Consider the following 21,029-nt stretch of genomic DNA (forward strand, 5'->3'; position numbering starts at 1 on the left):
AGCGGGCGAATGACGGAAAATGGTATGCGGGCGGCGGTGTTCCGGCGCTACGGCGGCCCCGAGGTCATCGAACTGGGGCGACGCCCGATCCCGGTTCCCGGCAAGGGCGATGTTCTGATCCGTGTCCGCACCTCGTCGGTTTCCAGCGGCGACGCCCGCATCCGGGCGATGCGGATGCCTGCCGGGATGGGCGGTTTCGGGCGGCTGGCCTTCGGCGTGACAGGCCCGCGCCACACCGTGCTGGGGTCTGAATTGTGCGGCGATGTGGTGGCCCTTGGCCCCGAGGTCACGAGCGTTGCCGAGGGGGAAAGAGTGCTTGGGGCCACGGGTTTCCGGATGGGTGGGCATGCGGAGTTCTGCTGCCTGCCCGCCATCACCCTGTTCCCCGCACCGGACATCCTGACCGATGACGAGGCGGGGGCAATGATCTTTGGCGGCACATCGGCACTGGTCTATCTGCGCGACAAGGCGCGGCTGCGCGCCGGCGAACGTCTGCTGATCCTCGGCGCGGCGGGGGCGGTCGGGTCGGCGGCGGTCCAGATCGCGCGGGCGATGGGGGCCGAGGTCTGGGCGCAGGCGCGGTCGTCGCGGCATGAGGCGCTGCGCGCGCTCGGGGCCGATCACCTGTTCGACCGGCGCGACCGGGATTTCGTGGACCTGGGGCAGGCCTGGGATGTGATCCTCGACACGGTGGGCGTCTACCCGGTAGACCGCCTGCGCCGCGTCCTTGCACCGCGCGGCCGGCTTCTGCTGCTGGCGGCGGGACTTGGCCAGATGCTGTTTTTGCCCCTTGGCAACCGGCTGCGCCCGCAGAAGGTACTGGCCGGGCCGGTCATGGATCACCCCGACGACGTGCGGGCGCTTGCGCAGATGGTCAATGAAGGGCAGTTCCGGCCGGTGATCGACAGCGCCTTTCCCCTGTCCGAGATCGTCGAGGCGCACCGGCGGGTCGATACGGGCGAAAAGTTCGGCAACGTCGTCGTGCGGCTGCGCGATCAGGCCAGAAGCGAGGCGGAGTAGGCCTTCAGGACCCGCAGCGCATCGGCGGGTGCCATACCCATGAGCAACCCCCGCTGACCCGCATTGATCCAGACCTTCGGCGCCGCGCAGGCAGAAATCTCGATGGCCGTGGGCACGAGCCGTTTCTGGCCGAAGGGGGAAATGCCCCCGACCCGGTATCCGGTCAGCTTCTCGGCCTTTGCGGGCGGCATCATCGCCGCCGACTTGCCGCCGAAGGCCGCCGCCACCCGTTTCATCGACAGTTGCCGGTCAGAGGGAAGGATGCAGCAGGCGGGCTTGCCATCGACCTCGACCATCAGGGTCTTCAGCGTCAGCGCGGGGTCAAGGCCAAGGGCGACCGCCGCCGCCAGACCCACCGCATCGGCGCCGGGGTCATAGGCATAGGGATGAAGCGAAACCGCAACCCCCTCGCGTTCCAGGGCCTTGAGCGCGGGCGTCGATGCCATTCCGTGCGTCCCGGGGCGGCAGGATCAGTCCCGCCGCCGCACCTCCAGATGATTTCCCGTGCCCTGCCGCACCTCGAAAGCGCCCGCGCGCTTCAGAAGGTCCGACAGCTTGGCGCTGCCATAGGTGCGCGGGTCGAAATCGGGGTTCTCGCGCTGGATGAACTGGCCGACCTGCCCCAGCGAATACCATTCGCCATCAGGGTCGATCATGTTCATCGCCTTCCGCGCAAGCGGCACCACGCGCGAAGGCGGCTCTTTCTCGGCGCCGTCCCTCGGGGCTTCGGCAGGCTCCGCGCGGCGGGTCGTCTTCGGTCCGGTCGCGGGTTCGGGCTTCTCGACATCCCGCAGGATGTTCTCGATGAACACGAACCGGTTGCAGACGTTGCGCAGCGAAGGCGGCGTCTTTTCCTCGCCGATGCCGATCACCTCAAGCCCGTCCTCGCGGATGCGGCTGGCAAGGCGGGTGAAATCGCTGTCGGACGACACCAGCACGAAACCGTCGAACTTGCCGCCGTGCAGGATATCCATCGCGTCGATCACAAGGCCGATGTCGCTGGCGTTCTTGCCCTTGGTGTTGGCCGATTGCTGATGCATCACAAGGCCCAGCTTTTGCGACACATCCTTCCACTTGGCCAGCGCGCCCGACGACCAGTCGCCATAGACGCGCCGCAGCCCCGGTTCGCCGAAGCCCGCGATTTCCTGAAGGATCGCCTCGGCCGCATTGGCCGAGACGTTGTCTGCGTCGATCAGGACGGCCAGAAGCTTGGCGCCGTCGCGGGCCATCAGTAGACCACGACCGAACGGATCGATTCGCCCGCATGCATCAGGTCGAACCCCTTGTTGATATCCGAAAGGGGAAGCAGGTGGGTGATCATCGGATCGATCTCGATCTTGCCGTCCATGTACCAGTCGACGATCTTCGGAACGTCCGTGCGGCCCCGCGCGCCGCCGAAGGCCGTGCCTTTCCAGACCCGCCCGGTGACAAGCTGGAAGGGCCGGGTTTCGATGGTCGCGCCCGCCGGAGCCACGCCGATGATGATGGACTGGCCCCAGCCGCGATGGGTGCATTCCAGCGCCGCGCGCATCACCTTGACGTTGCCGGTGCAGTCAAACGAATAGTCCGCGCCACCGATCTGGTCGAAGGGCGTCTTCGTCATGTTCACCAGATAGGGGACGATGTCGCCGTCGATCTCGGTCGGGTTGACGAAATGGGTCATCCCGAAGCGTTCGCCCCAGGCCTTCTTGTCGTTGTTGATGTCGACGCCGATGATCATATCGGCCCCGGCAAGGCGCAGGCCCTGGATCACGTTCAGCCCGATGCCGCCCAGGCCGAAGACCACCGCCTTGGCGCCGATTTCCACCTTGGCGGTGTTGATCACCGCACCGATCCCGGTGGTCACGCCGCAGCCGATGTAGCAGACCTTGTCGAAGGGCGCGTCGGGGCGGATCTTGGCCACCGCGATCTCGGGCAGGACGGTGTGGTTGGCAAAGGTCGAGCAGCCCATGTAATGCAGGATCGGCGTGCCATCCAGCATCGAGAACCGCGAGGTGCCATCGGGCATAAGCCCCTGCCCCTGGGTGCCACGGATCGCCGTGCAGAGGTTCGTCTTCTGCGACAGGCAGGACGGGCACTGACGACATTCGGGCGTGTAAAGCGGGATGACATGGTCGCCCGGCTTGACCGAGGTCACGCCCGGCCCCACCTCGACCACCACGCCCGCGCCCTCATGTCCGAGGATGGCGGGGAACAGGCCCTCGGGGTCGGCGCCCGACAGGGTGAATTCGTCCGTATGGCAGATGCCGGTGGCCCGGATTTCCACCATGACCTCGCCCGCCTTCGGGCCTTCGAGGTTCACATCCATGATTTCAAGCGGTTTTCCGGCGGCGACGGCGACGGCGGCACGGGTGCGCATGAGGTTCCTCCCCTTGTTCGATGCGGGCAGGCTGTGCGAAACAGAGGGGGAATGCAACTTAGGAAACGACCGATCATGGCTTCTTTTCCCCTCTCTGCCGGTTTGTTCATCGTGTTCGGGTCAGTGGTTCTGGCAGGGTGCACCCCGGCGGCACGGCGCGCCCCCGCGCCGGTCGTCCCGGTGGTGACGGTGCCATCGGCGACCGACCCGGCCCTGGCCGTTCCCGGCGCGATCGCCGTCGATCCCACACCCGGCCTGAACGACCGCGAACCCGACACCTGCAAGGCCGCCGATCACGTGGCGCTTCTGGGCCAGCCGGGCAGTGCCGCGGCGACGGCGGCCATCGCCAAGCCGGTGCGGATCGTGGCGCCGGGGATGATCGTCGATCAGGAGGAATACGACAGCTTCCGCGTGAACTTTTACCTCAACGATCAGGGCGTGATCGTGCGGATGAATTGCGGCTGATGCGGTGGCCTAAACCTTTTGCGGATGGACGCGGCGCGGCCTTGGCCGCGATAATGGCGCTTGCCGGGTGCGGCGCGGGTCAAGAAACCGGCGCCGGTGGCGATCCCCGGCCGAATCTCGCCCCGGCCACGCCCGATCTCTGCGGTGCGGGCCGGCTGGCGGGGTTTGCGGGCCTGCCGGTGGCGGAACTGGACGAACAGTATCTGCCGCAGGTGGTGCGGGTCATCCGTCCGGGCGACGCGGTGACCGAGGATTTCAGCGCCGCGCGCCTGAATGTCGATCTGGACGCGGGCGGACGGATGGTGCGCTTCTGGTGCGGTTGAGGCCGCCGGACAAAGGGAAGGGAAGGAAACGATGCGGACGAAGGCTGTTCTTGCTGCGGCGATTGGGCTTGGCCTTGCGGCCTGCACCCCGGCGGCGCCCCCCGATATCGAGATGCCGACCACCGAAATCGGACTGGAGAGCTGCGGCGGCGACAAGCTGCAACACTGGGTCGGCCTGCCCTGGAACGAGACGATGGCCGCACAGGCCGGGCCGAACCTGCGCGTGATCACGCCGGGCATGGCCGTGACGATGGATTACAGCGCCGAACGGCTGAACGTGGAACTTGACGATGGCGGCATCGTCCGGGTGCTGAGCTGCGGCTGAGCGTTCGGGCAGCCCGAGGCAATGAAAAGGCCCCCGTCGATGCGGGGGCCTTTCCATTTTGCGCGGTGCGGATCAGTTCTGCACGCGATAGGTGGTGTGGCAATCCTTGCAGGCCCCGCCGATCGCGCCCATGCCGGCCTTGACCCCATCGAGCGACGACACGTCGATCGCGGTGACGGCGGCGTTCAGCGCCTCGCCCTTCTTCACGAAATCGTCCCAGCTGGTCCAGATTTCCGGCTTCGCCTCGGACGCGGGGTCAAGATCGCCCTCGGTCTCGAACGCCGTGCCGACCTGCGCGATGGCGGCCAGAAGACCGGCCTTCGCGGTCTCGGCTGCGGCGGCGTCGAACGGTGCCTTGTCGCCCGCCATGTCACCCAGAACCTTGGTGTTCATGCCGACGGTCTTCATCAGGTCCGACCGCGCCTTGGCGTTCGGATCGGTGCGGTCACCGGCGGCGAAGGCGGTGCCGGCGGCAAGGACAAGGGCGGCGGTAAGGGCTTTGGTCATCAATTTCATGATCTGGCTCCATGCTGGACATTGGCCTTCAGTATAGATGCGCCAGAATGTCGCGGAAGTGACGTTGTCACATCGGCAAACAGACTCACAGAAATGTCATCGCGAAAGGCGGATCGACTCCCCTCACCGGCGCTGTATAACGACAAAAAACTGGAACATAGTGTGAACATATGGCTGGCCGACGGATTCTCTCGCTCTGGTTTCCCCGTCTCGCGGCGGAACGCTGGCTGCGCCTTCTGCGGCTGGCGCTGCCGCAGCCCTTCGCCGTGGTCGCCGACCGCAACGGCGCGCAGGTGCTGACCTCGCTTTCGCCCGAGGCCGAGGCAGCCGGGCTGCGCCCCGGCCAGCCGCTGCGCGACGCCACGGCGATGTGCCCTGGCCTTCTGACACGGCCCGCCGACCCGGTGGCCGAGGCGCGGTTCCTCGACACGCTCACCCGCTGGGCCGGCAAGTTCAGCCCCTGGGTCGCGCAGGAAGCCCCCGACGGCCTGGTGATCGACCTGACCGGCTGTGCCCATCTCTTTGGCGGCGAGGCCGGGCTTCTGGCGCAGGTGGAGGCGGATTGCGCCGATCTGGGCCTGACCATGCGGGCAGGCGTCGCCGACACGCGCGGCGCGGCCTGGGCGCTGGCCCGTTTCGCCGGGCAACGGCCCGCCCATGACCGCAGCGGCGACGCGATCGAACAAGAGGCCCGCGCCACACGGTCGCGCGCCGCCACCCGCCGCAGGGGATGGGAACGGGGGGGCACGCTGCCGCCCGCCCGCCCGGTGGATGGCCCGCCACAGGGCCTGATCGCCGCGCCCGGGCAGATGCGGCAAGCGCTGGCGGCCCTGCCGCTTGCCGCCCTGCGCCTGCCCGGCGACGTGGTGGAGGGGTTGGGCCGCCTGGGCCTGCGCCGCGTGGCCGATATCATGGGCCTGCCCCGTGCTGCGCTGGCACGGCGCTTCGGCACCGATACGCTGGCGCGGCTGGATCAGGCCCTGGGGCTGATGCCGGAACCGGTGAACCCCGGCATGGCGCCGCCACAGTTCGCCCTGCGCCTGACCCTGCCCGATCCGATCGGCCTGCGCGCGGATGTAGAGGCGGCGATGGACCGGCTTCTGCCCGAACTCTGTCTCCGCCTGCGCCGCCAGGGTCGCGGCGCGCGCCGGGTCCGGCTCGAAGGCTGGCGCAGCGACGGCGGCACGGCGGCGGTCGAGGTGGGACTTGCCCGCGCGACGGATACGCCCGACCGCATCCGCCCGCTTCTGGCGCTGAAGCTGGACGCGATGGAGGCGGGCTTCGGTTTTGACGTGATCCGCGTCGTGGCCACCGAAACCGAACCGCTGAACCCGCAGCAGCATCGCGGCCATCTGGAGGCGCGCGATGCGGCCGAGGCCCGCGGCCAGGCCGACACCGCGCTGGAGGATCTGGTGGGCAAGCTGGGCGCCCGGCTGGGAATGGAGAATGTGCTGCGCTTCCACCCGGCCGAAAGCAACATCCCCGAAAAGACCGCGACCGTCCATGCCGCGGCCTGGAGCGAGCCCTGCCCCGATCCCTGGCCCCGCCCCCCGACCCCGCGGCCGCTGATCCTGTTCCGCCCCGAACCTGTCGACGCCCCCGAAGACCCGGTTCCTCCGGCCCGCTTCCGCTGGCGCCGCCGCGACCTGTCGCTGCGCCAGGCCATCGGCCCCGAGCGGATCGCCCCGGAATGGTGGCTGGACGATCCCGAATGGCGCTCGGGCCCGCGCGATTACTGGCGCGTGCTGACGCGCGAGGGCGACCGGCTGTGGCTGTTTTATGCCCACGGCGGCGCGATCGGCGGCGGCTGGTTCTGCCACGGCAGCTTCACCTGACCCCCGCCGCTGCGCCCCGGAACGGCCTCGGTGAAAGGGGGCTTTCCGCCCCCTCGCCACCTGCAGTGGCTCACCCCCGAGGATATTTGCGCCAAAGTGAAGCCGGTTTGACTCAAATTGTTTTTCAACCTGGCGAAAATACCCTCGGGGGTGAATTTGGCGCAGCCAAAGAGGGGGGCAGACAGCCCCCCTTTCGCACGCCCCCCCTTTCGCCATGGCTATCACGGGATATAATGTTCACTCTTTGTTCAAGTCCGAATCCATGCCCTTCGTCGAACTGTCCGCCACGTCGAACTTCACATTCCTCACCGGGGCCTCCCACCCCGAAGAGATGATGCGGCGTGCCGGTGAACTGGGGATGGAGGCGCTCGCCATCGCCGACCGCAATTCGGTGGCCGGGATCGTGCGCGCCCATGTCGAGGCGCGCGAGATCCGGCGACTGGCTGGCCGCGGACCCCGGCTCATCCCCGCGGCGCGCGTCGTCCTGCGCGATGGCCTTGCGGTGACCACCCTGCCGCAGGACCGCGCGGGATGGGGGCGGCTTTGCCGCCTGCTTAGCCTCGGCCAGGGGCGTGCCGCCAAGGGGCAGTGCGATCTGGGTCTGGATGACCTTCTGGAATGGGGGGAGGGGATGGTTCTGGCCATCCATCCTCCCAGATCAGGGCCACAGGCGCCGCGGCCGGGCGGCGGCGCGGGCGGATGGGCGTCACAGGCAGAACGGCTGGCGCGCCGCTTCGGGACGGATGTGCACCTGCTGCTTGCGCCCTTCTATGACGGTCAGGACCGCGCGCGCATCGCAGCCCTGGCCGACTGGGCCGGGGCGCGGGCGATCCCCACCCTCGCCTCGGCCCTGCCGATGATGCACACCGCCGCCCGCCGCCGCCTCGCCGATGTGCTGACCGCGATCCGGCTGGGGTGCCGGGTCGAGGATCTGGGCCGCCACGCCCTGACCCATGCCGAACAGCGCCTGCGCTCCGAGGCCGAGATGCTGCATCTCTTCCGCGGGCACGAGGCCGCGGTCCGCCGCAGTGCCGAGATCGCCCAAGGGCTGCGCTTCAGCCTGGACGACCTGAGCTATGAATATCCCTCCGAGATCACCGGAGACGAGACCGCCGCCGCGCGGCTGGCGCGGCTGACGGCCGCCGGGCTGCGCTGGCGCTATCCCGCCGGGGTGCCCGACCGTGTCCAGGCCCAGGCCGATCACGAACTCGCCCTGATCGGGCGGCTGGGGTATGAGCCCTACTTCCTGACCGTCCACGATATCGTGGATTACGCGCGGTCGCGCGGCATCCTGTGCCAGGGGCGCGGATCGGCCGCCAATTCGGTGGTCTGCTATGCGCTCGGCGTCACCTCCGTCAGCCCCGAGATCGGCACGATGGTCTTCGAACGCTTCGTCAGCGAGGCGCGCAACGAACCGCCCGACATCGACGTGGATTTCGAACACGAACGCCGCGAGGAGGTGATCCAGCACATCTATGCCCGCTATGGCCGCCACCGCGCGGGGCTCTGCGCCACGGTGATCCATTACCGGGGCAAGCGGGCCGTGCGCGAGGTCGGGCGCGCAATGGGCCTGTCCGAGGACACGCTGGCCGCGCTTTCCAGCCAGATCTGGGGCTGGGGCGGACCAGGCCAGATCACGGCGGCGCGGCTGCACGAGATCGGGCTTGACCCGGCCGACCACCGGCTGCGACTGGCGCTGCACCTGATCGACGAAATCCAGGGCTTTCCCCGCCACCTGTCGCAGCATGTCGGCGGTTTCATCATCACCGAGGGCCGGCTGGACGAGCTGTGCCCGATCGAGAACGCGGCGATGGAGGATCGCACCATCATCCCCTGGGACAAGGACGACATCGACGCGCTGAAGATCCTCAAGGTGGACATCCTCGCGCTTGGCATGCTCAGTTGCATCCGCAAGGGGTTCGACCTGATCCGCCGCCATCACGGCATCGGGCTGACGCTCGCCACGCTGCCACCAGAAGACCCCGAGACCTATGACATGCTGTGCCGGGCCGACAGCCTCGGGGTGTTCCAGGTGGAAAGCCGGGCGCAGATGAACTTCCTGCCCCGGATGCGGCCACGCTCATTCTACGATCTGGTCATCCAGGTGGCGATCATCCGCCCCGGCCCGATCCAGGGTGACATGGTGCATCCCTACCTGCGGCGGCGCAACGGGCAGGAGGCGGTCAGCTTCCCCTCCGACGCCCTGGGCCGGGTGCTGGGCAAGACACTGGGCGTGCCGCTGTTCCAGGAACAGGCGATGCAGATCGCCATCGTCGGCGCGGGCTTCACCCCCGAAGAGGCCGACCGCCTGCGCCGGTCGCTGGCGACCTTCAAGAAACACGGCAATGTCAGCGAATTCCACGGCAGGTTCATGGCGGGAATGCGCGCCAATGGCCATGACGAGGATTTCGCCGCGCGCTGCTTTGCCCAGATCGAGGGCTTTGGCAGCTATGGCTTTCCCGAAAGCCACGCGGCAAGCTTCGCGCTTCTGGTCTATGCCAGCGCCTGGATGAAACGCCACCATCCCGGCATCTTCGCCTGCGCGCTGCTGAATTCCCAGCCGATGGGCTTCTACGCCCCGGCCCAGATCGTGCGCGATGCCCGGGAACACGGCGTCACCGTTCTGCCCCCCTGCATCAACCGAAGCCATTGGGACAATGTGATGGAACCCGACGGGCAGGGCGGGCTCGCATTGCGGCTGGGCTTCCGCCAGATCCGGGGCCTGGCCGAGGACGAGGCGCTGTGGATCGTGGCCGCCCGCGGCAACGGCTATGCCGCGCTGGCCGATGTCTGGCGCCGCGCGGGCGTGCCCCCGGCCACCCTGACCCGCCTGGCCGAGGCGGATGTCTTCGCCGCCCTTGGCCTGACCCGGCGCGCGGCGCTGTGGGAGGCCCGCGCCCTGGGCGGCCCGGCACCGCTGCCGCTTTTCGCCGCCGACATGGATGGCGAGGCACTGGCCGAACCTGCCGTGACCCTGCCCCGGATGACCGAAGGCGAGGCGGTGGTCGAGGATTACCAGGCGCTGCGCCTGACGCTGCGCGCCCATCCCGTCGCGCTGCTGCGCCCCTTCCTGACCCCCGCAGCCTGAGCTGGCGAATGGCGAAAGGGTGCAGACAGCCCCCATTGCTGCACGGATCAGCGCAGCAGGTCGATCAGTGCGGGGTTGGCATAGCCGTCGGGCACCATGCCCCGCGACCGCTGGAACGCGCGGATCGCGGCGATGGTGTTGGGGCCGATCCGGCCGTCCACCCCGAAGGTGTCAAAGCCGCTTTCCGTCAGCAACCGTTGCAGCGAAAGCCGTTCATCAAGCGTCAGCGCCCGGTCCTCGCGCGGCCAGGGGGCCCGGATCGGCGGGCCGCCCTGCAGCCGGTCGGCCAGATGGCCCACCCCGATCACATAGGCATCCGCGGTGTTATACCTCTCGATCACCTGGAAGTTCGAAAAGATCAGGAAGGCCGCGCCGCGGTGCCCGGCGGGCAGCAGGACAGAGGCCGCCCCATGATCGGGCAGGTCCCCCCCGTCCACCGCGCGGACCCCCATCGCCTGCCAGTCGGCGACGGGCTTCTTCACCCGTTCGCTGGTCTGTTCATAGTCGAAGCCTTCGGGCAGGGTGATCTCGAGCCCCCAGGGCATTCCTTTCGTCCAACCCCAATGGGCGAGGTAGGCAGCAGCCGAACCAAGCCCGTCGGCAGGGCGCGACGCGTCCCAGATGTCGCGCCGCCCGTCGCCATCGTGATCGACGGCGAAGGCCAGGAAGCTTGACGGCATGAACTGCGTATGTCCCATCGCCCCGGCCCAACTGCCCTTCATCCGCTCGGGGCTGACATCGCCCGCCGCGACGATCCGCAGGGCGGCGATCAGCTCGCGTTCGAAGAAGGCCGCGCGGCGCCCGTCATAGGCGAGCGTGGCCAAGGCGGCGAGCGTCGGCGTGTCGCCCATGTAGCTGCCATAGGCGGTTTCCAGCCCCCAGATCGCGGCCACAACATGCCGGTCGACGCCATAGCGGTCTTCCACCTCGCGCAAAAGCGCGTCGTGCTGCGCGATGGCCCTGCGTCCGGCTTCGACCCGCGCATCCGACACGGCGCTGTCGAGATAATCCCAGATCGTCTTGGTGAACTCGCTCTGGTTGCGGTCTTTCCGGACGATGTCGGGATCGAACGACGCCCCGCGCAAGGCGCGGTCAAACAGAGCCGCGTCGATCCCCTGCTCCAGCGCGCGGGTGCGGAACCCGGCCAGCCAGTCCTCGAACCCGGCCTCGGTTCCGGTGATTTCGAGTGTCATGCGCTCGGCCCCCGTATCGCTCTGGGACAGGGCGGTCTGCGCCGGCAGATCGACCGGAAAGGCCACCAGACCCGCCATCACCAACCCGAAGACAACCCGCATGACTTCCCCTGCCCGTTTTGCCAAAGGTTAGCGGGAAAGAGCAGGCCCGGAAAGCCGTGACCTCAGCGGCGGCGGCGCACGACCTTGCGCTTGACCTTTTCGGCCTTGCCCCGCGCCCGCGCGGCCTTGCGGCGCATCGGGCCGCCGCGTCCGCCGGACTTGCCCGCGGGCAGCGGTCGGTTCTCGATCTCGATCAGTTCCAGCATCAGGCCGCCGGTCACCGGCACGGCTTCGGCCAGACGCACCGTGACCTTCTGCCCGATCCCGATCGTCAGGCCCGTATCGGACCCCATCAGCGTCTGGCTGTCAGGATCATAGTGGAAGAACTCGCGCCCCACCTCTCGGATCGGGATCAGCCCGTCGGCGCCGGTCTCGTCCAGTTTCACGAACAGGCCGAAACGCTGCACGCCCGAAACGCGGCCGCTGAAGGTGCTGCCCACCCGGTCCGAAAGATAGGCGGCAAGATAGCGGTCGGTCGTGTCGCGTTCGGCCATCATCGACCGGCGTTCCGTCTCGCTGACCTGGACGGCGGTTTCCTCCAGCTGCTCGGTATCCTGCGCCGAGAGCCCGTCGCTGCCCCAGCCATGCGCCGCGATCAGCGCGCGATGCACGATCAGGTCGGAATAGCGCCGGATCGGCGAGGTGAAATGCGCGTAGGACCTGAGCGCCAGCCCGAAATGGCCGAAATTCTCGGCGTTGTAATAGGCCTGGGTCATCGACCGCAGCGTGGTGATGTTCAGCAGTTCGTCGAATTCCGTACCCTCGGCCTGCGCCAGAAGCCGGTTCAGGTGCGCGGTCTTCAGGACCTGCCCCTTGGCCAGGGTGAAGCCCGACGCCTCCGCCACCTCGCGCAGCGCATCCAGCTTTTCGGGGCTGGGTTCCTCGTGCACGCGGAACAAGAGCGGGCGGCGCAGGCGGGTCAGTTCCTCGGCCGCGGCCACATTGGCGAGGATCATGAATTCCTCGATCAGGCGATGCGCATCGAAGCGCTCCTTGAAGGCCACCGACAGCACGCGCCCATCCTCGGAAAGCTCGATCCGCCGCTCCGGCAGGTCAAGGTCCAGCGGCTGGCGTTCGGCGCGGGCGAGTTTCGTCGCCTCGTAGGCGGCGAACAGCGGCCGCAGCACGGTGTCGAGAAGGGGCAGGGTCTTGTCGTCGGGCGCGCCATCCACGGCGGCCTGAACCTGCGCATAGTTGAGCGAGCCGCGCGACCGCATCATGCCGCGCGCGAAACGGTGGCCGATCTTTTCGCCCTGCGCGTTCAGCTTCATCCGCACCGCCATGCAGGGCCGGTCGACATGTTCGTGCAGCGAACACAGGTCGCCCGAAAGGATGTCGGGCAGCATCGGCACGACCCGGTCGGGAAAATAGGTGGAATTGCCGCGCTTGCGTGCCTCTCGGTCCAGCGCGGATTGCGGGCGGACGTAATGGGCGACATCCGCAATGGCGACCCAGACGACATGGCCGCCAATGTTCTTCGGGTCGTCATCGGGATGGGCATAGACCGCGTCATCGCGGTCGCGCGCATCAACCGGGTCGATGGTCACAAGGGGCAGGTCACGAAGATCCTCGCGCTCGGCCATCGGCGCAGGTTCGGCACGGTCGGCCTCGGCGATGACGGCATCGGGGAACTGGTCGGGGATGCCATGCTGGTGGATCGCGATCAGGCTGACGGCGCGCGGCCCCGTCGGATCGCCCAGACGCGCCACGATGCGGGCGGCGGGCAGGCCCATCCGTTTGGGTCCGGCCTGTTCGGCCTCCACAAGCTCGCCATCGCGCGCCCCGCCGGTCAGATCGGGGGCCACGCGCCATTCCTTGTCCGCGCCCTTGTCGATGGGCAGGATGCGCCCGCCCTCGGCCCCCTGCCGGAAAATCCCAAGAACCCGCACCGGATTGGTGCCGATCTTGCGAATCAGGCGCGCCTCATAGCTGTGGTCGGTCGCGTTGACGGGCGTCAGCCGGGCGAGGATACGGTCACCCTGCCCAAGCGCCGGGTCCTCGCGTCGCGTCACGATCAGGATGCGCGGCGCCTCGGCAGCGGCCTCGCCGTCCAGTTCCAGCGGGCGGGCGAACAGATCGCCCTGGGCATCCGGTGCCATCACCTGAAGGATCGACACCGGCGGCAATTGCCCCGGTTCGCGATAGGCGCGGGCCTTTTTGGAAAGCTGGCCCTCGGCCTCCATCTCTTTCAGGATCCGCTTCAACTCCACCCGCAGGGCCGAGCCGCGGATGCCGAAGGCCTTGGCGATGTCGCGCTTGGCCGTCAGGGTGGGGTTGTCAGCGATCCATTGCAGGATCTGTTCTTTCGAAGGCAGCTGTTCCATTGCCATCGCCTAGCACGCGACGACGCCTTGCACAAACCCGGCGTGCACGGCACGGCCCGCAGAAAGGGGGCCCTGCCCCCTCGGGCCTTTGGCCCTCACCCCCGGGATATTTAAAGACAGAAAATGACAACTTGAATCAGGGTTTCATTTTCTGTCCGGAAATATCCTCGGGGGGTGAATTTGCCGTCAGGCAAAGAGGGGGGCAGACAGCCCCCCTGTCCCGGTCGCCGCCCGCGCCTCAGTCGAACGTGCCGGTGACGCGGCCGAACAGCATGAAGGCGCGTGCGGTGCGGGTTTCGGCCAGATCGGCGATCTCGGCGTCGGTCGCGTTCTTCTCGAACTCGGAAAAGGTCTTGTCGAAGGTCCGCAGGAAATGATGCGCGGCATCGCGGAAGATCGGGTCGTCCTTCATGCGCGCCGCTGTCAACGCAAGGCTCGACCGGTCGCGCACGCCTCCGAGTGCGGCAATGGCGCGGCCCCGTTCCCCGGCGGCGAACCGGCGCCATACCTCGGGCCGGGCCAGATCAGGCTTGAGGTCATCCATGAAGATGCCCTCTTGCGACAGCAGCGTCAGCACATCCTGCGCGGCCCGGATCAGGCGGGCGACGTTGCGATCCTCAAGCGCGAGGCGCAGGGCGCGAAATCCCTCCTTGTCCTCGGCAGTTTCCGGGAACTGCAGGGCGCGTACGAAATCCGCGACCGACAGCGGCGGACGCAGGTCTTCGGCCGGGGTTCCAAGCGCGAGCGCGGGTTGTTCATCGACCGGTGCGGCGCGCGGCGCGACCAGCGCCGCCTTGCGATCGGCCGAGGGAACCGTCAGCGCCGCATCGCGGCGCGAGGTGAAGGTGGCCAGCACGGTTTCCGCCTGCCGGGTGACGGCCGCGATTTCGTCCAGCTTCTTTTCGACCGAAGGCTTGATCCCCGAGGCCTGGGCCTGCTGTCCCGCCACATAGGCATGGCGCATCGCGTCGACCGCCGCCTGAAGCCGCGCGGCCTCGTCCCGGAGCGCGCGCACGCTGCGCAGCGTGATCACCGTCACCCAGATCAACGCCAGCGGCAGGAAGACGACCAGCAGCGTCATCACCAGCCCAAGCGCCGACCGGCCCTCGGGGGCGGTGAACATATAGGCCAGGACGGCCACGACCCACACGGCGCTGAGCAGCGCCGCCATCAGTTCATAGCCGGTCAGCCCGGGTTTCGGGGCAGCGGGCGGCACGGGTCCCGCAGGCTTTGATGTTGGGTTCTGTTCCGGCATGGCGGACGCTTCCGATCGCAGGCCCCGATCGCGGGTGTTGAAGGTCAATCAGACAAAACGGACACTGACGATTTCGTAACTCCGGTCGCCACCGGGGGTGCGGACCTCGACGCTGTCGCCTTCGTCCTTTCCGATCAGGGCGCGGGCAAGCGGCGACTTGATGTTCAGCAGGCCACGCTCGATGTCGGCCTCGGCCTCGCCCACGATCTGGTAGGTCTTTTCTTCCTCGGTGTCCTCGTCGATCAGGGTCACGGTCGCGCCGAACTTCACCGATCCCGAAAGCCTCGTGGGGTCGATCACATCGGCCAGCGACAGCATCGCCTCGAGCTGGGCGATGCGGCCTTCGATGAAGCTCTGTTTCTCGCGCGCCGAATGGTATTCGGCGTTCTCGGAAAGGTCCCCGTGTTCGCGCGCCTCTGCAATGGCGCGGATCACGGCGGGGCGTTCCACCGATTTCAGCGTCTTGAGTTCCTCGTCGAGCGCGTTGAAACCCGCGCGGGTCATCGGGATCTTTTCCATTGGTCACTTCACGCAAAAGACAAAGCCACAGCCCGTGCAGGCGGTGACTCTGTCAACTTCCTCTGTCCCGCACCAGACCCGAAGGCCCGGTCGATTGCAAGGGGGTAGGCCGCGGCGGTCGCGAGCAAGGGCGAAAAACCGCGCCGGGCGGTTCGGGGCGACGCCGGGAATGTCCGGGCGATGCCGCTTCCGTGCCCCGTGATGCCGCGTAACGATTGAACGCAGCCGCGCCATAAGGTAACGCAGGGCGCAGCCTGCGGGTAAGGAAGTTGCGCGGCCGCCACAAGGGATGGCACCGCCACGGCGAAGGATAGGGAAGCGACATGACCGAAATCGTCCGCGAAGCGATGGAATATGACGTGGTGATCGTGGGGGCGGGGCCGTCGGGCCTGTCGGCGGCCATCCGGCTGAAGCAGCTGGACCCCGATCTTTCGGTCGTCGTTCTGGAAAAGGGCTCGGAAGTCGGGGCGCATATCCTGTCGGGCGCGGTGCTCGACCCGTCGGGCCTTGATGCGCTGCTGCCTGACTGGCGCGAGATGGACGCGCCGATCAAGGTACCGGTGAAGGAAGACAACTTCTATATGCTGGGCCAGGCTGGCCAGATCCGGATTCCGAACTTTCCGATGCCGCCGCTGATGAACAATCACGGCAACTATATCGTTTCGATGGCCAATGTCTGCCGCTGGATGGCGGGCGTGGCCGAGGGTCTGGGCGTCGAGATCTTCCCCGGCATGTCCTGCAGCGAACTGGTCTTTGACGGCGACCGGGTGGCGGGCGTGGTGGCGGGCGAATTCGGCCGCGACCCGGCCACGGGCGAACCCGGCCCATCCTATGAACCGGGGATGGAACTGCGCGGCAAGTACGTCTTCCTGTCGGAAGGCGTGCGCGGGTCGCTGGCCAAGCAGGTAATCGAGAAATACGACCTTTCCAAAGGCCATTGCCCGCAGAAATTCGGCATCGGCATGAAGGAAATCTGGGAGATCGACCCCGAGAAGCACAGGCTGGGGACCGTGACCCACACCATGGGCTGGCCGCTGGGTTCGAACGCGGGCGGCGGGTCGTTCATCTATCACATCGAGAACAATCAGGTCTATGTGGGCTTCGTGGTGCACCTGAACTACGAGAACCCGCACCTCTATCCCTACATGGAATTCCAGCGATTCAAGCACCACCCGATGGTGGCCGAGCTTCTGAAGGGCGGCAAGCGCGTGGCCTATGGCGCGCGGGCGATTTCCGAGGGCGGGTATCAGTCGATGCCCAAGATGGTGGCGCCGGGCGTGGCGCTTCTGGGCTGTTCGGTCGGCATGGTGAACGTGCCGCGCATCAAGGGCAACCACAACGCCATGCTGTCGGGCAAGGCCGCAGCCGAGGCCGCCCACGCCGCGATCAAGGCGGGCCGCCAGGGCGACGAACTGACCGCCTATGAAAAGGAGGTCCGCGAAGGCGCGATCGGCCAGGACCTGAAGAAGGTCCGCAACGTGAAACCGATGTGGTCGAAATACGGCCTGCTGACGAGCCTCGTGGGCGGTGGCCTCGACATGTGGACGAACACGCTTGGCTTCTCGCTGTTCGGCACGCTGCGCCATGGCAAGACCGATGCGGCGGCAACCGGCAAGGCCAAGAACCACAAGCCGATCGACTATCCCAAGCCCGATGGCAAGCTGTCGTTCGACCGGCTGACCAACGTGGCTTTCAGCTTCACCAACCATGACGAGGCGCAACCCGCCCACCTGAAGCTGAAGGATCCTTCGGTTCCGATCGGGGTGAACCTGCCCGAATACGCCGAACCCGCGCAGCGCTATTGCCCGGCCGGCGTTTATGAGGTTGTGGCCGAAGAGGGCAAGGACCCCCGCTTCGTCATCAACTTCCAGAACTGCGTGCACTGCAAGACCTGCGACATCAAGGACCCCAGCCAGAACATCGTCTGGACGACGCCGCAGGGCGCGGGCGGGCCGAACTATCCCAACATGTGATCCCGATCACGCGGATTTGCGCCAATCAGGCGGGATGGGGCGGCCAAGGGGCCGCCCCTTTCCGTTGGTCGCATTGCTTCCTGTCGCGCCGGGCACTACCTTGGCCCCAGACGAACCGGAGACCGCCATGCCCGACCGCCTTCGCCGCCCCTTTCTGATGCTGGCCCTCGCCGGCCTTCTGCCCTTCGGCCTCCCCGCGCCGGTGATGGCCGAGGACAATGCCGGGGCCTATCTGGCGGCCCGCGTGGCCGGGGCGAACCGGGATTTCCGCGAGGCGGCGATGTGGTTCAACCGCGCGCTTCTGGGCGATCCGGCCAATCCCGCGATCCTTGAAGGTGCGGTCCTGTCGCATCTGTCCATCGGCGAGGTCGACAAGGCCGCCGCCATAGCGCGCCAGTTGCAGCAGACCGGGATCAACAGCCAGTCTGCCTTCATGGCGCTGATCGCCGAACAGGCGATGAAGGATGATTTCGCGGGGATCGTCGCCGATGCCCGTGCCGGGCGCAGCGTGGGCAGGTTGTTCGACGGGCTGTCAGTGGCCTGGGCGGAATTGGGCACCGGGCGGATGTCCGAGGCGATCGAGGCATTCGACGCGGTTGCCACCGCCGATGGCCTTCGGATCTTTGGCCTGTACCACAAGGCGCTGGCGCTGGCCTCTGCCGGGGATTTCGAGGGGGCAGAGGCGATCCTGTCCAGCCCCGAGGCAGAGGCCCTGACCGGTGTGCGCCGCGCCGTCATCGCCCATGCCCAGATCCTGAGCCAGCTTGAACGCAACCCCGAGGCGGTGGAGCGGATCAACGCGGTCTTCATTCCGGGACAGGAACCCGGAATGGACGCCCTTCGCGCGCGGCTGGAAGCGGGCGAGCCCGTGCCCTTCGACATCGCCCGCGACGCCCGCGAAGGTATCGCCGAGGTCTATTTCACCCTCGCCACGGCGCTGAACGGCGAGGCCGACAACAGCTTTACCCTGCTTCACAGCCAGGTCGCCGCCTACCTGCGCCCCGATCATGTCGAGGCGCATCTGATGTCGGCCGGGCTGCTTAGCCTCCAAGGCCAGTACCAGCTTGCCAGCGAAACCTACGCCAGGGTCCCGCCGGGGGATCCGACCTTCCATGTCGCGGAAATGGGCCGGGCCGATGCGCTTTATGCCTCGGACAAGAAGGAAGCCGCCGTCGAGGTGCTTCAGGCGCTTGCGCGCAGCCACGGGCAGCTGATTTCGGTGCAGAAGGCCCTGGGCGACATGTTGCGCCGCGAGGAACGCTATGCCGAGGCGGTGCCGGCCTATGACGCCGCGATCGCCGCCGCCTCTGCCACCGAAAGCCCCGAGGATTGGGTCCTGTATTACGCCCGCGCGATCTGCCACGAGCGTCTGAAAGATTGGGAAAAGGCCGAACCGGATTTCCGCAAGGCGCTGGAACTGAACCCAGACCAGCCGCAGGTCCTGAACTATCTGGGCTATTCGTTCCTCGAGATGAACACCAATCTCGACGAGGCGCTGGCGATGATCCAGACCGCCGTCGAACGGCAGCCCGATGCGGGCTATATCGTTGACAGTCTCGCCTGGGCCTACTTCCGCCTCGGCCGATATCAGGACGCGCTGGAACCGATGGAACGCGCCAGCGTGCTGGAACCGGTCGATCCGATCGTCACCGACCATCTTGGCGATGTCTACTGGGCCGTCGGGCGCAAGCTGGAGGCCCGGTTCCAGTGGCGGCGCGCGCTGTCCTTCAACCCCGAGGAAAAGGACGCCGAACGCATCCGCCGCAAGCTTGAGGCGGGTCTTGATGCCGTTCTGGCCGAGGAAGGCGCACCGCCCCTGACCCCCGTTGCCACGGCGGGAAATGGCAACTGAATTCGCCTATGCGAAGGTCAATCTGGCGCTGCACGTAACCGGGCAGCGCGCCGACGGCTATCATCTGCTGGATTCCCTCGTGGCCTTCGCGGGGATCGGCGACAGCCTGCGGGCCGACCCGGCGGACCGGCTGACACTGGCGGTGGACGGGCCCTTCGGGGCCGAGGTTCCGGCAGGCGACGACAATCTGGTGATGCGCGCGGCGCGGCTTTGCCTTGGCGACCGGGGCGCGGCGCTGCGGCTGACGAAGCGCCTTCCCCCGGCCAGCGGCATCGGCGGCGGTTCGGCGGATGCCGCCGCCACGATCCGGGCGCTGATGCGGATGATGCTGGAACAGGGCAAGCCCCCGGCGCCGATCAACGCCGATCAGGGGGCAGCGATCCTTGCGCTTGGCGCGGATGTGCCGGTCTGCCTTGCCTCGCATCCCGCCCGGATGCGCGGGATCGGCGAACAGCTGGACTGGCTGACACTGCCGCCCTGTTTCATCGTGCTGGCCAACCCGCGCGTCGAGGTGCCCACGCCCGCCGTTTTCCGCGCCCTTGCGGTGAAGGAAAACCCACCCCTTCCCGATGCCCTGCCGGGCTGGACGACGGCGCGCGAACTGGCTGACTGGCTGGCCCTGCAACGCAACGACCTGGAGCCGCCCGCAAGGCAGGTCGCGCCGGTCATCGGGGATGTGGTGGCGGCGCTGTCCGGCCTGCCCGGCGCGCTGATGGCGCGGATGTCGGGTTCGGGGGCAACCTGCTTTGCGCTTTTCGCCGACGAGGACGAGGCGCGCGACGGTGCCGAGGCGCTGCAATCCGCGCATCCCGGCTGGTGGGTCGCCGCGGCCCCCGTTTATCCGGGACGCGCCGACATGGATCAGTTGATCCGCGCCACCACGTAATCCGCCAGATCGTGCAGCATCTCGCGGATCGGGTGATCGGGCAGGACGGTCAGCGCGGCACGCGCGCGGTCTGCCCAGGTCAGCGCATCGTCCCGCGCCGCCTCCATCGCGCCATGACGGGCCATGATGGCCAGCGCCCGGTCAAGGTCGCCTTCTTCCTGGCGCCCCTTTTCGATCGTGCGGACCCAGAAGGCGCGTTCCTCGGCATCGGCCCGCGCCACGGCCTTGATCACCGGAAGCGTCAGCTTGCGTTCGCGGAAATCGTCGCCCGTATTCTTGCCGATGCTGGCGTCCGAGCCGCCGTAATCCAGCAGGTCATCGACGATCTGGAAGGCGATGCCAAGCGCATCGCCATAGGTGAACAGCGCGCGCACCTGTTCCTCGTCCGCCCCGGCGATCACGCCGCCCACCTCGGTCGCGGCGGAAAACAGCGCTGCCGTCTTGCCGCGCACCACTTTCAGATAGATCGATTCGTCGGTCGCCAGATCCTGCGCCGCCGTCAGTTGCAGCACCTCGCCCTCGGCGATCGTGGCCGAGGCATTGGCAAGAATGTCCAGCACCCGCAGGCTGCCGGTTTCCACCATCAGCTGGAAGCTGCGGGAAAACAGGTAATCGCCCACCAGGACCGACGACTTGTTGTCCCACAACAGGTTGGCCGTGGGCCGCCCCCGCCGCCGGGTGCTTTCGTCCACCACGTCGTCATGCAACAGCGTCGCCGTATGGATGAATTCCACCGTCGCGGCCAGATGGATGTGATAGGGCCCGCCATAGCCACAAAGCCGTGCCGCGGCCAGCGTCAGCAGCGGGCGCAGGCGTTTGCCGCCCGCCTCGACCAGATGGGCCGTCACCTGCGGAATCCGCGGCGCGTGCTCCGAGGCCATCCTGTCGCGGATCAGCGCATTCACCGCCGCCATGTCATCGGCCAACAGGGCGGATAGCCGGTCGTGCGGCTTCTGCGAAACCTCGTCCAAACCCATCTACTTCCCGTCTTGCG

General features: G+C 67.6%; 18 protein-coding genes. 9 read left to right on the forward strand and 9 right to left on the reverse strand.

Features of this window, described 5'->3' with window-relative positions; translation table 11 throughout:
- The first annotated feature begins 9 nt into the window (after positions 1 to 9).
- A complete protein-coding gene (locus tag E7811_RS09665) occupies positions 10 to 1,020 on the forward strand; it encodes a quinone oxidoreductase family protein (protein ID WP_136394435.1) in 1,011 nt (336 codons plus the stop codon).
- On the opposite strand, the gene E7811_RS09670 is transcribed toward E7811_RS09665, so the two are convergent.
- The 3 genes from E7811_RS09670 to E7811_RS09680 are packed head-to-tail and all read right to left on the reverse strand — an operon-like array spanning position 996 to position 3,379.
- Entirely contained in the window at positions 996 to 1,466 is a 471-nt protein-coding gene (locus E7811_RS09670) for an aminoacyl-tRNA deacylase (RefSeq protein ID WP_136394436.1), read from the reverse strand. The two genes, E7811_RS09665 and E7811_RS09670, sit on opposite strands and share 25 nt — an antisense overlap.
- A 24-nt stretch (positions 1,467 to 1,490) precedes the next feature.
- Positions 1,491 to 2,249, reverse strand: coding sequence for an NYN domain-containing protein (locus tag E7811_RS09675; RefSeq protein WP_136394437.1), 759 nt, complete (start codon positions 2,247 to 2,249; stop codon positions 1,491 to 1,493).
- Positions 2,249 to 3,379 carry an S-(hydroxymethyl)glutathione dehydrogenase/class III alcohol dehydrogenase gene (locus tag E7811_RS09680; RefSeq protein ID WP_136394438.1) on the reverse strand — a complete coding sequence of 377 codons (1,131 nt, stop codon included), beginning with the start codon at positions 3,377 to 3,379 and terminating at the stop codon, positions 2,249 to 2,251. Before E7811_RS09680 ends, E7811_RS09675 begins: the two co-directional genes overlap by 1 nt.
- 75 nt (positions 3,380 to 3,454) lie before the next feature.
- On the opposite strand from E7811_RS09680, the gene E7811_RS09685 reads away from it, so the two are divergent.
- Genes E7811_RS09685 through E7811_RS09695 form a run of 3 tightly spaced genes read left to right on the forward strand, consistent with a single transcriptional unit; the run spans position 3,455 to position 4,492 of the window.
- Positions 3,455 to 3,844 carry an I78 family peptidase inhibitor gene (locus E7811_RS09685; protein WP_168732981.1) on the forward strand — a complete coding sequence of 130 codons (390 nt, stop codon included), beginning with the start codon at positions 3,455 to 3,457 and terminating at the stop codon, positions 3,842 to 3,844.
- Positions 3,845 to 3,897: 53 nt separating this feature from the next.
- Positions 3,898 to 4,167, forward strand: coding sequence for an I78 family peptidase inhibitor (locus E7811_RS09690; RefSeq protein ID WP_136394440.1), 270 nt, complete (start codon positions 3,898 to 3,900; stop codon positions 4,165 to 4,167).
- 31 nt (positions 4,168 to 4,198) lie between these two features.
- Positions 4,199 to 4,492: an I78 family peptidase inhibitor gene (locus E7811_RS09695; RefSeq protein ID WP_168732982.1), complete on the forward strand. Its 294-nt coding sequence runs from the start codon at positions 4,199 to 4,201 to the stop codon at positions 4,490 to 4,492.
- A gap of 72 nt (positions 4,493 to 4,564) precedes the next feature.
- Here E7811_RS09695 and E7811_RS09700 read toward each other — a convergent pair whose 3' ends face one another.
- A complete protein-coding gene (locus E7811_RS09700; RefSeq protein ID WP_136394442.1) occupies positions 4,565 to 5,008 on the reverse strand; it encodes a c-type cytochrome in 444 nt (147 codons plus the stop codon).
- Positions 5,009 to 5,178: 170 nt separating this feature from the next.
- Here E7811_RS09700 and E7811_RS09705 point away from each other — a divergent pair, with 170 nt between their 5' ends.
- Together E7811_RS09705 and E7811_RS09710 are read left to right on the forward strand one after the other, a co-directional pair.
- Positions 5,179 to 6,843 (forward strand): Y-family DNA polymerase, encoded by a 1,665-nt coding sequence (locus E7811_RS09705; protein ID WP_136394443.1) that lies wholly within the window; start codon positions 5,179 to 5,181, stop codon positions 6,841 to 6,843.
- Between the two features lie 262 nt (positions 6,844 to 7,105).
- Positions 7,106 to 9,931: an error-prone DNA polymerase gene (locus E7811_RS09710; RefSeq protein ID WP_136394725.1), complete on the forward strand. Its 2,826-nt coding sequence runs from the start codon at positions 7,106 to 7,108 to the stop codon at positions 9,929 to 9,931.
- A 47-nt stretch (positions 9,932 to 9,978) separates the two neighbouring features.
- Here E7811_RS09710 and E7811_RS09715 read toward each other — a convergent pair whose 3' ends face one another.
- From E7811_RS09715 to greA, 4 genes are all read right to left on the reverse strand, one after another.
- Positions 9,979 to 11,226 carry a lytic murein transglycosylase gene (locus tag E7811_RS09715; RefSeq protein WP_136394444.1) on the reverse strand — a complete coding sequence of 416 codons (1,248 nt, stop codon included), beginning with the start codon at positions 11,224 to 11,226 and terminating at the stop codon, positions 9,979 to 9,981.
- Between the two features lie 62 nt (positions 11,227 to 11,288).
- Positions 11,289 to 13,550, reverse strand: a complete 2,262-nt coding sequence (gene rnr / locus E7811_RS09720) for a ribonuclease R (protein WP_136394445.1) — start codon at positions 13,548 to 13,550, stop codon at positions 11,289 to 11,291.
- A 238-nt stretch (positions 13,551 to 13,788) separates the two neighbouring features.
- A complete protein-coding gene (locus E7811_RS09725) occupies positions 13,789 to 14,805 on the reverse strand; it encodes a hypothetical protein (RefSeq protein ID WP_136394446.1) in 1,017 nt (338 codons plus the stop codon).
- Between the two features lie 48 nt (positions 14,806 to 14,853).
- Positions 14,854 to 15,324, reverse strand: a complete 471-nt coding sequence (greA, locus tag E7811_RS09730) for a transcription elongation factor GreA (RefSeq protein ID WP_168732983.1) — start codon at positions 15,322 to 15,324, stop codon at positions 14,854 to 14,856.
- 323 nt (positions 15,325 to 15,647) lie between these two features.
- On the opposite strand from greA, the gene E7811_RS09735 reads away from it, so the two are divergent.
- From E7811_RS09735 to E7811_RS09745, 3 genes are all read left to right on the forward strand, one after another.
- A complete protein-coding gene (locus E7811_RS09735; protein WP_136394447.1) occupies positions 15,648 to 17,297 on the forward strand; it encodes an electron transfer flavoprotein-ubiquinone oxidoreductase in 1,650 nt (549 codons plus the stop codon).
- Positions 17,298 to 17,424: 127 nt separating this feature from the next.
- Entirely contained in the window at positions 17,425 to 19,149 is a 1,725-nt protein-coding gene (locus E7811_RS09740) for a tetratricopeptide repeat protein (protein ID WP_136394448.1), read from the forward strand.
- Positions 19,139 to 20,035 carry a 4-(cytidine 5'-diphospho)-2-C-methyl-D-erythritol kinase gene (locus tag E7811_RS09745; RefSeq protein WP_136394449.1) on the forward strand — a complete coding sequence of 299 codons (897 nt, stop codon included), beginning with the start codon at positions 19,139 to 19,141 and terminating at the stop codon, positions 20,033 to 20,035. The genes E7811_RS09740 and E7811_RS09745 overlap by 11 nt, the downstream gene beginning before the upstream one ends.
- Here E7811_RS09745 and E7811_RS09750 read toward each other — a convergent pair.
- The gene (locus E7811_RS09750) at positions 20,011 to 21,012 is read right to left on the reverse strand and encodes a polyprenyl synthetase family protein (RefSeq protein WP_136394450.1); all 1,002 of its coding nucleotides are present in this window, start codon (positions 21,010 to 21,012) and stop codon (positions 20,011 to 20,013) included. The genes E7811_RS09745 and E7811_RS09750 overlap by 25 nt on opposite strands.
- Between the last annotated feature and the right edge of the window lie 17 nt (positions 21,013 to 21,029).

This window comes from Aliigemmobacter aestuarii, assembly GCF_004799285.1.
Classification (GTDB): Bacteria; Pseudomonadota; Alphaproteobacteria; order Rhodobacterales; family Rhodobacteraceae; genus Aliigemmobacter; species Aliigemmobacter aestuarii.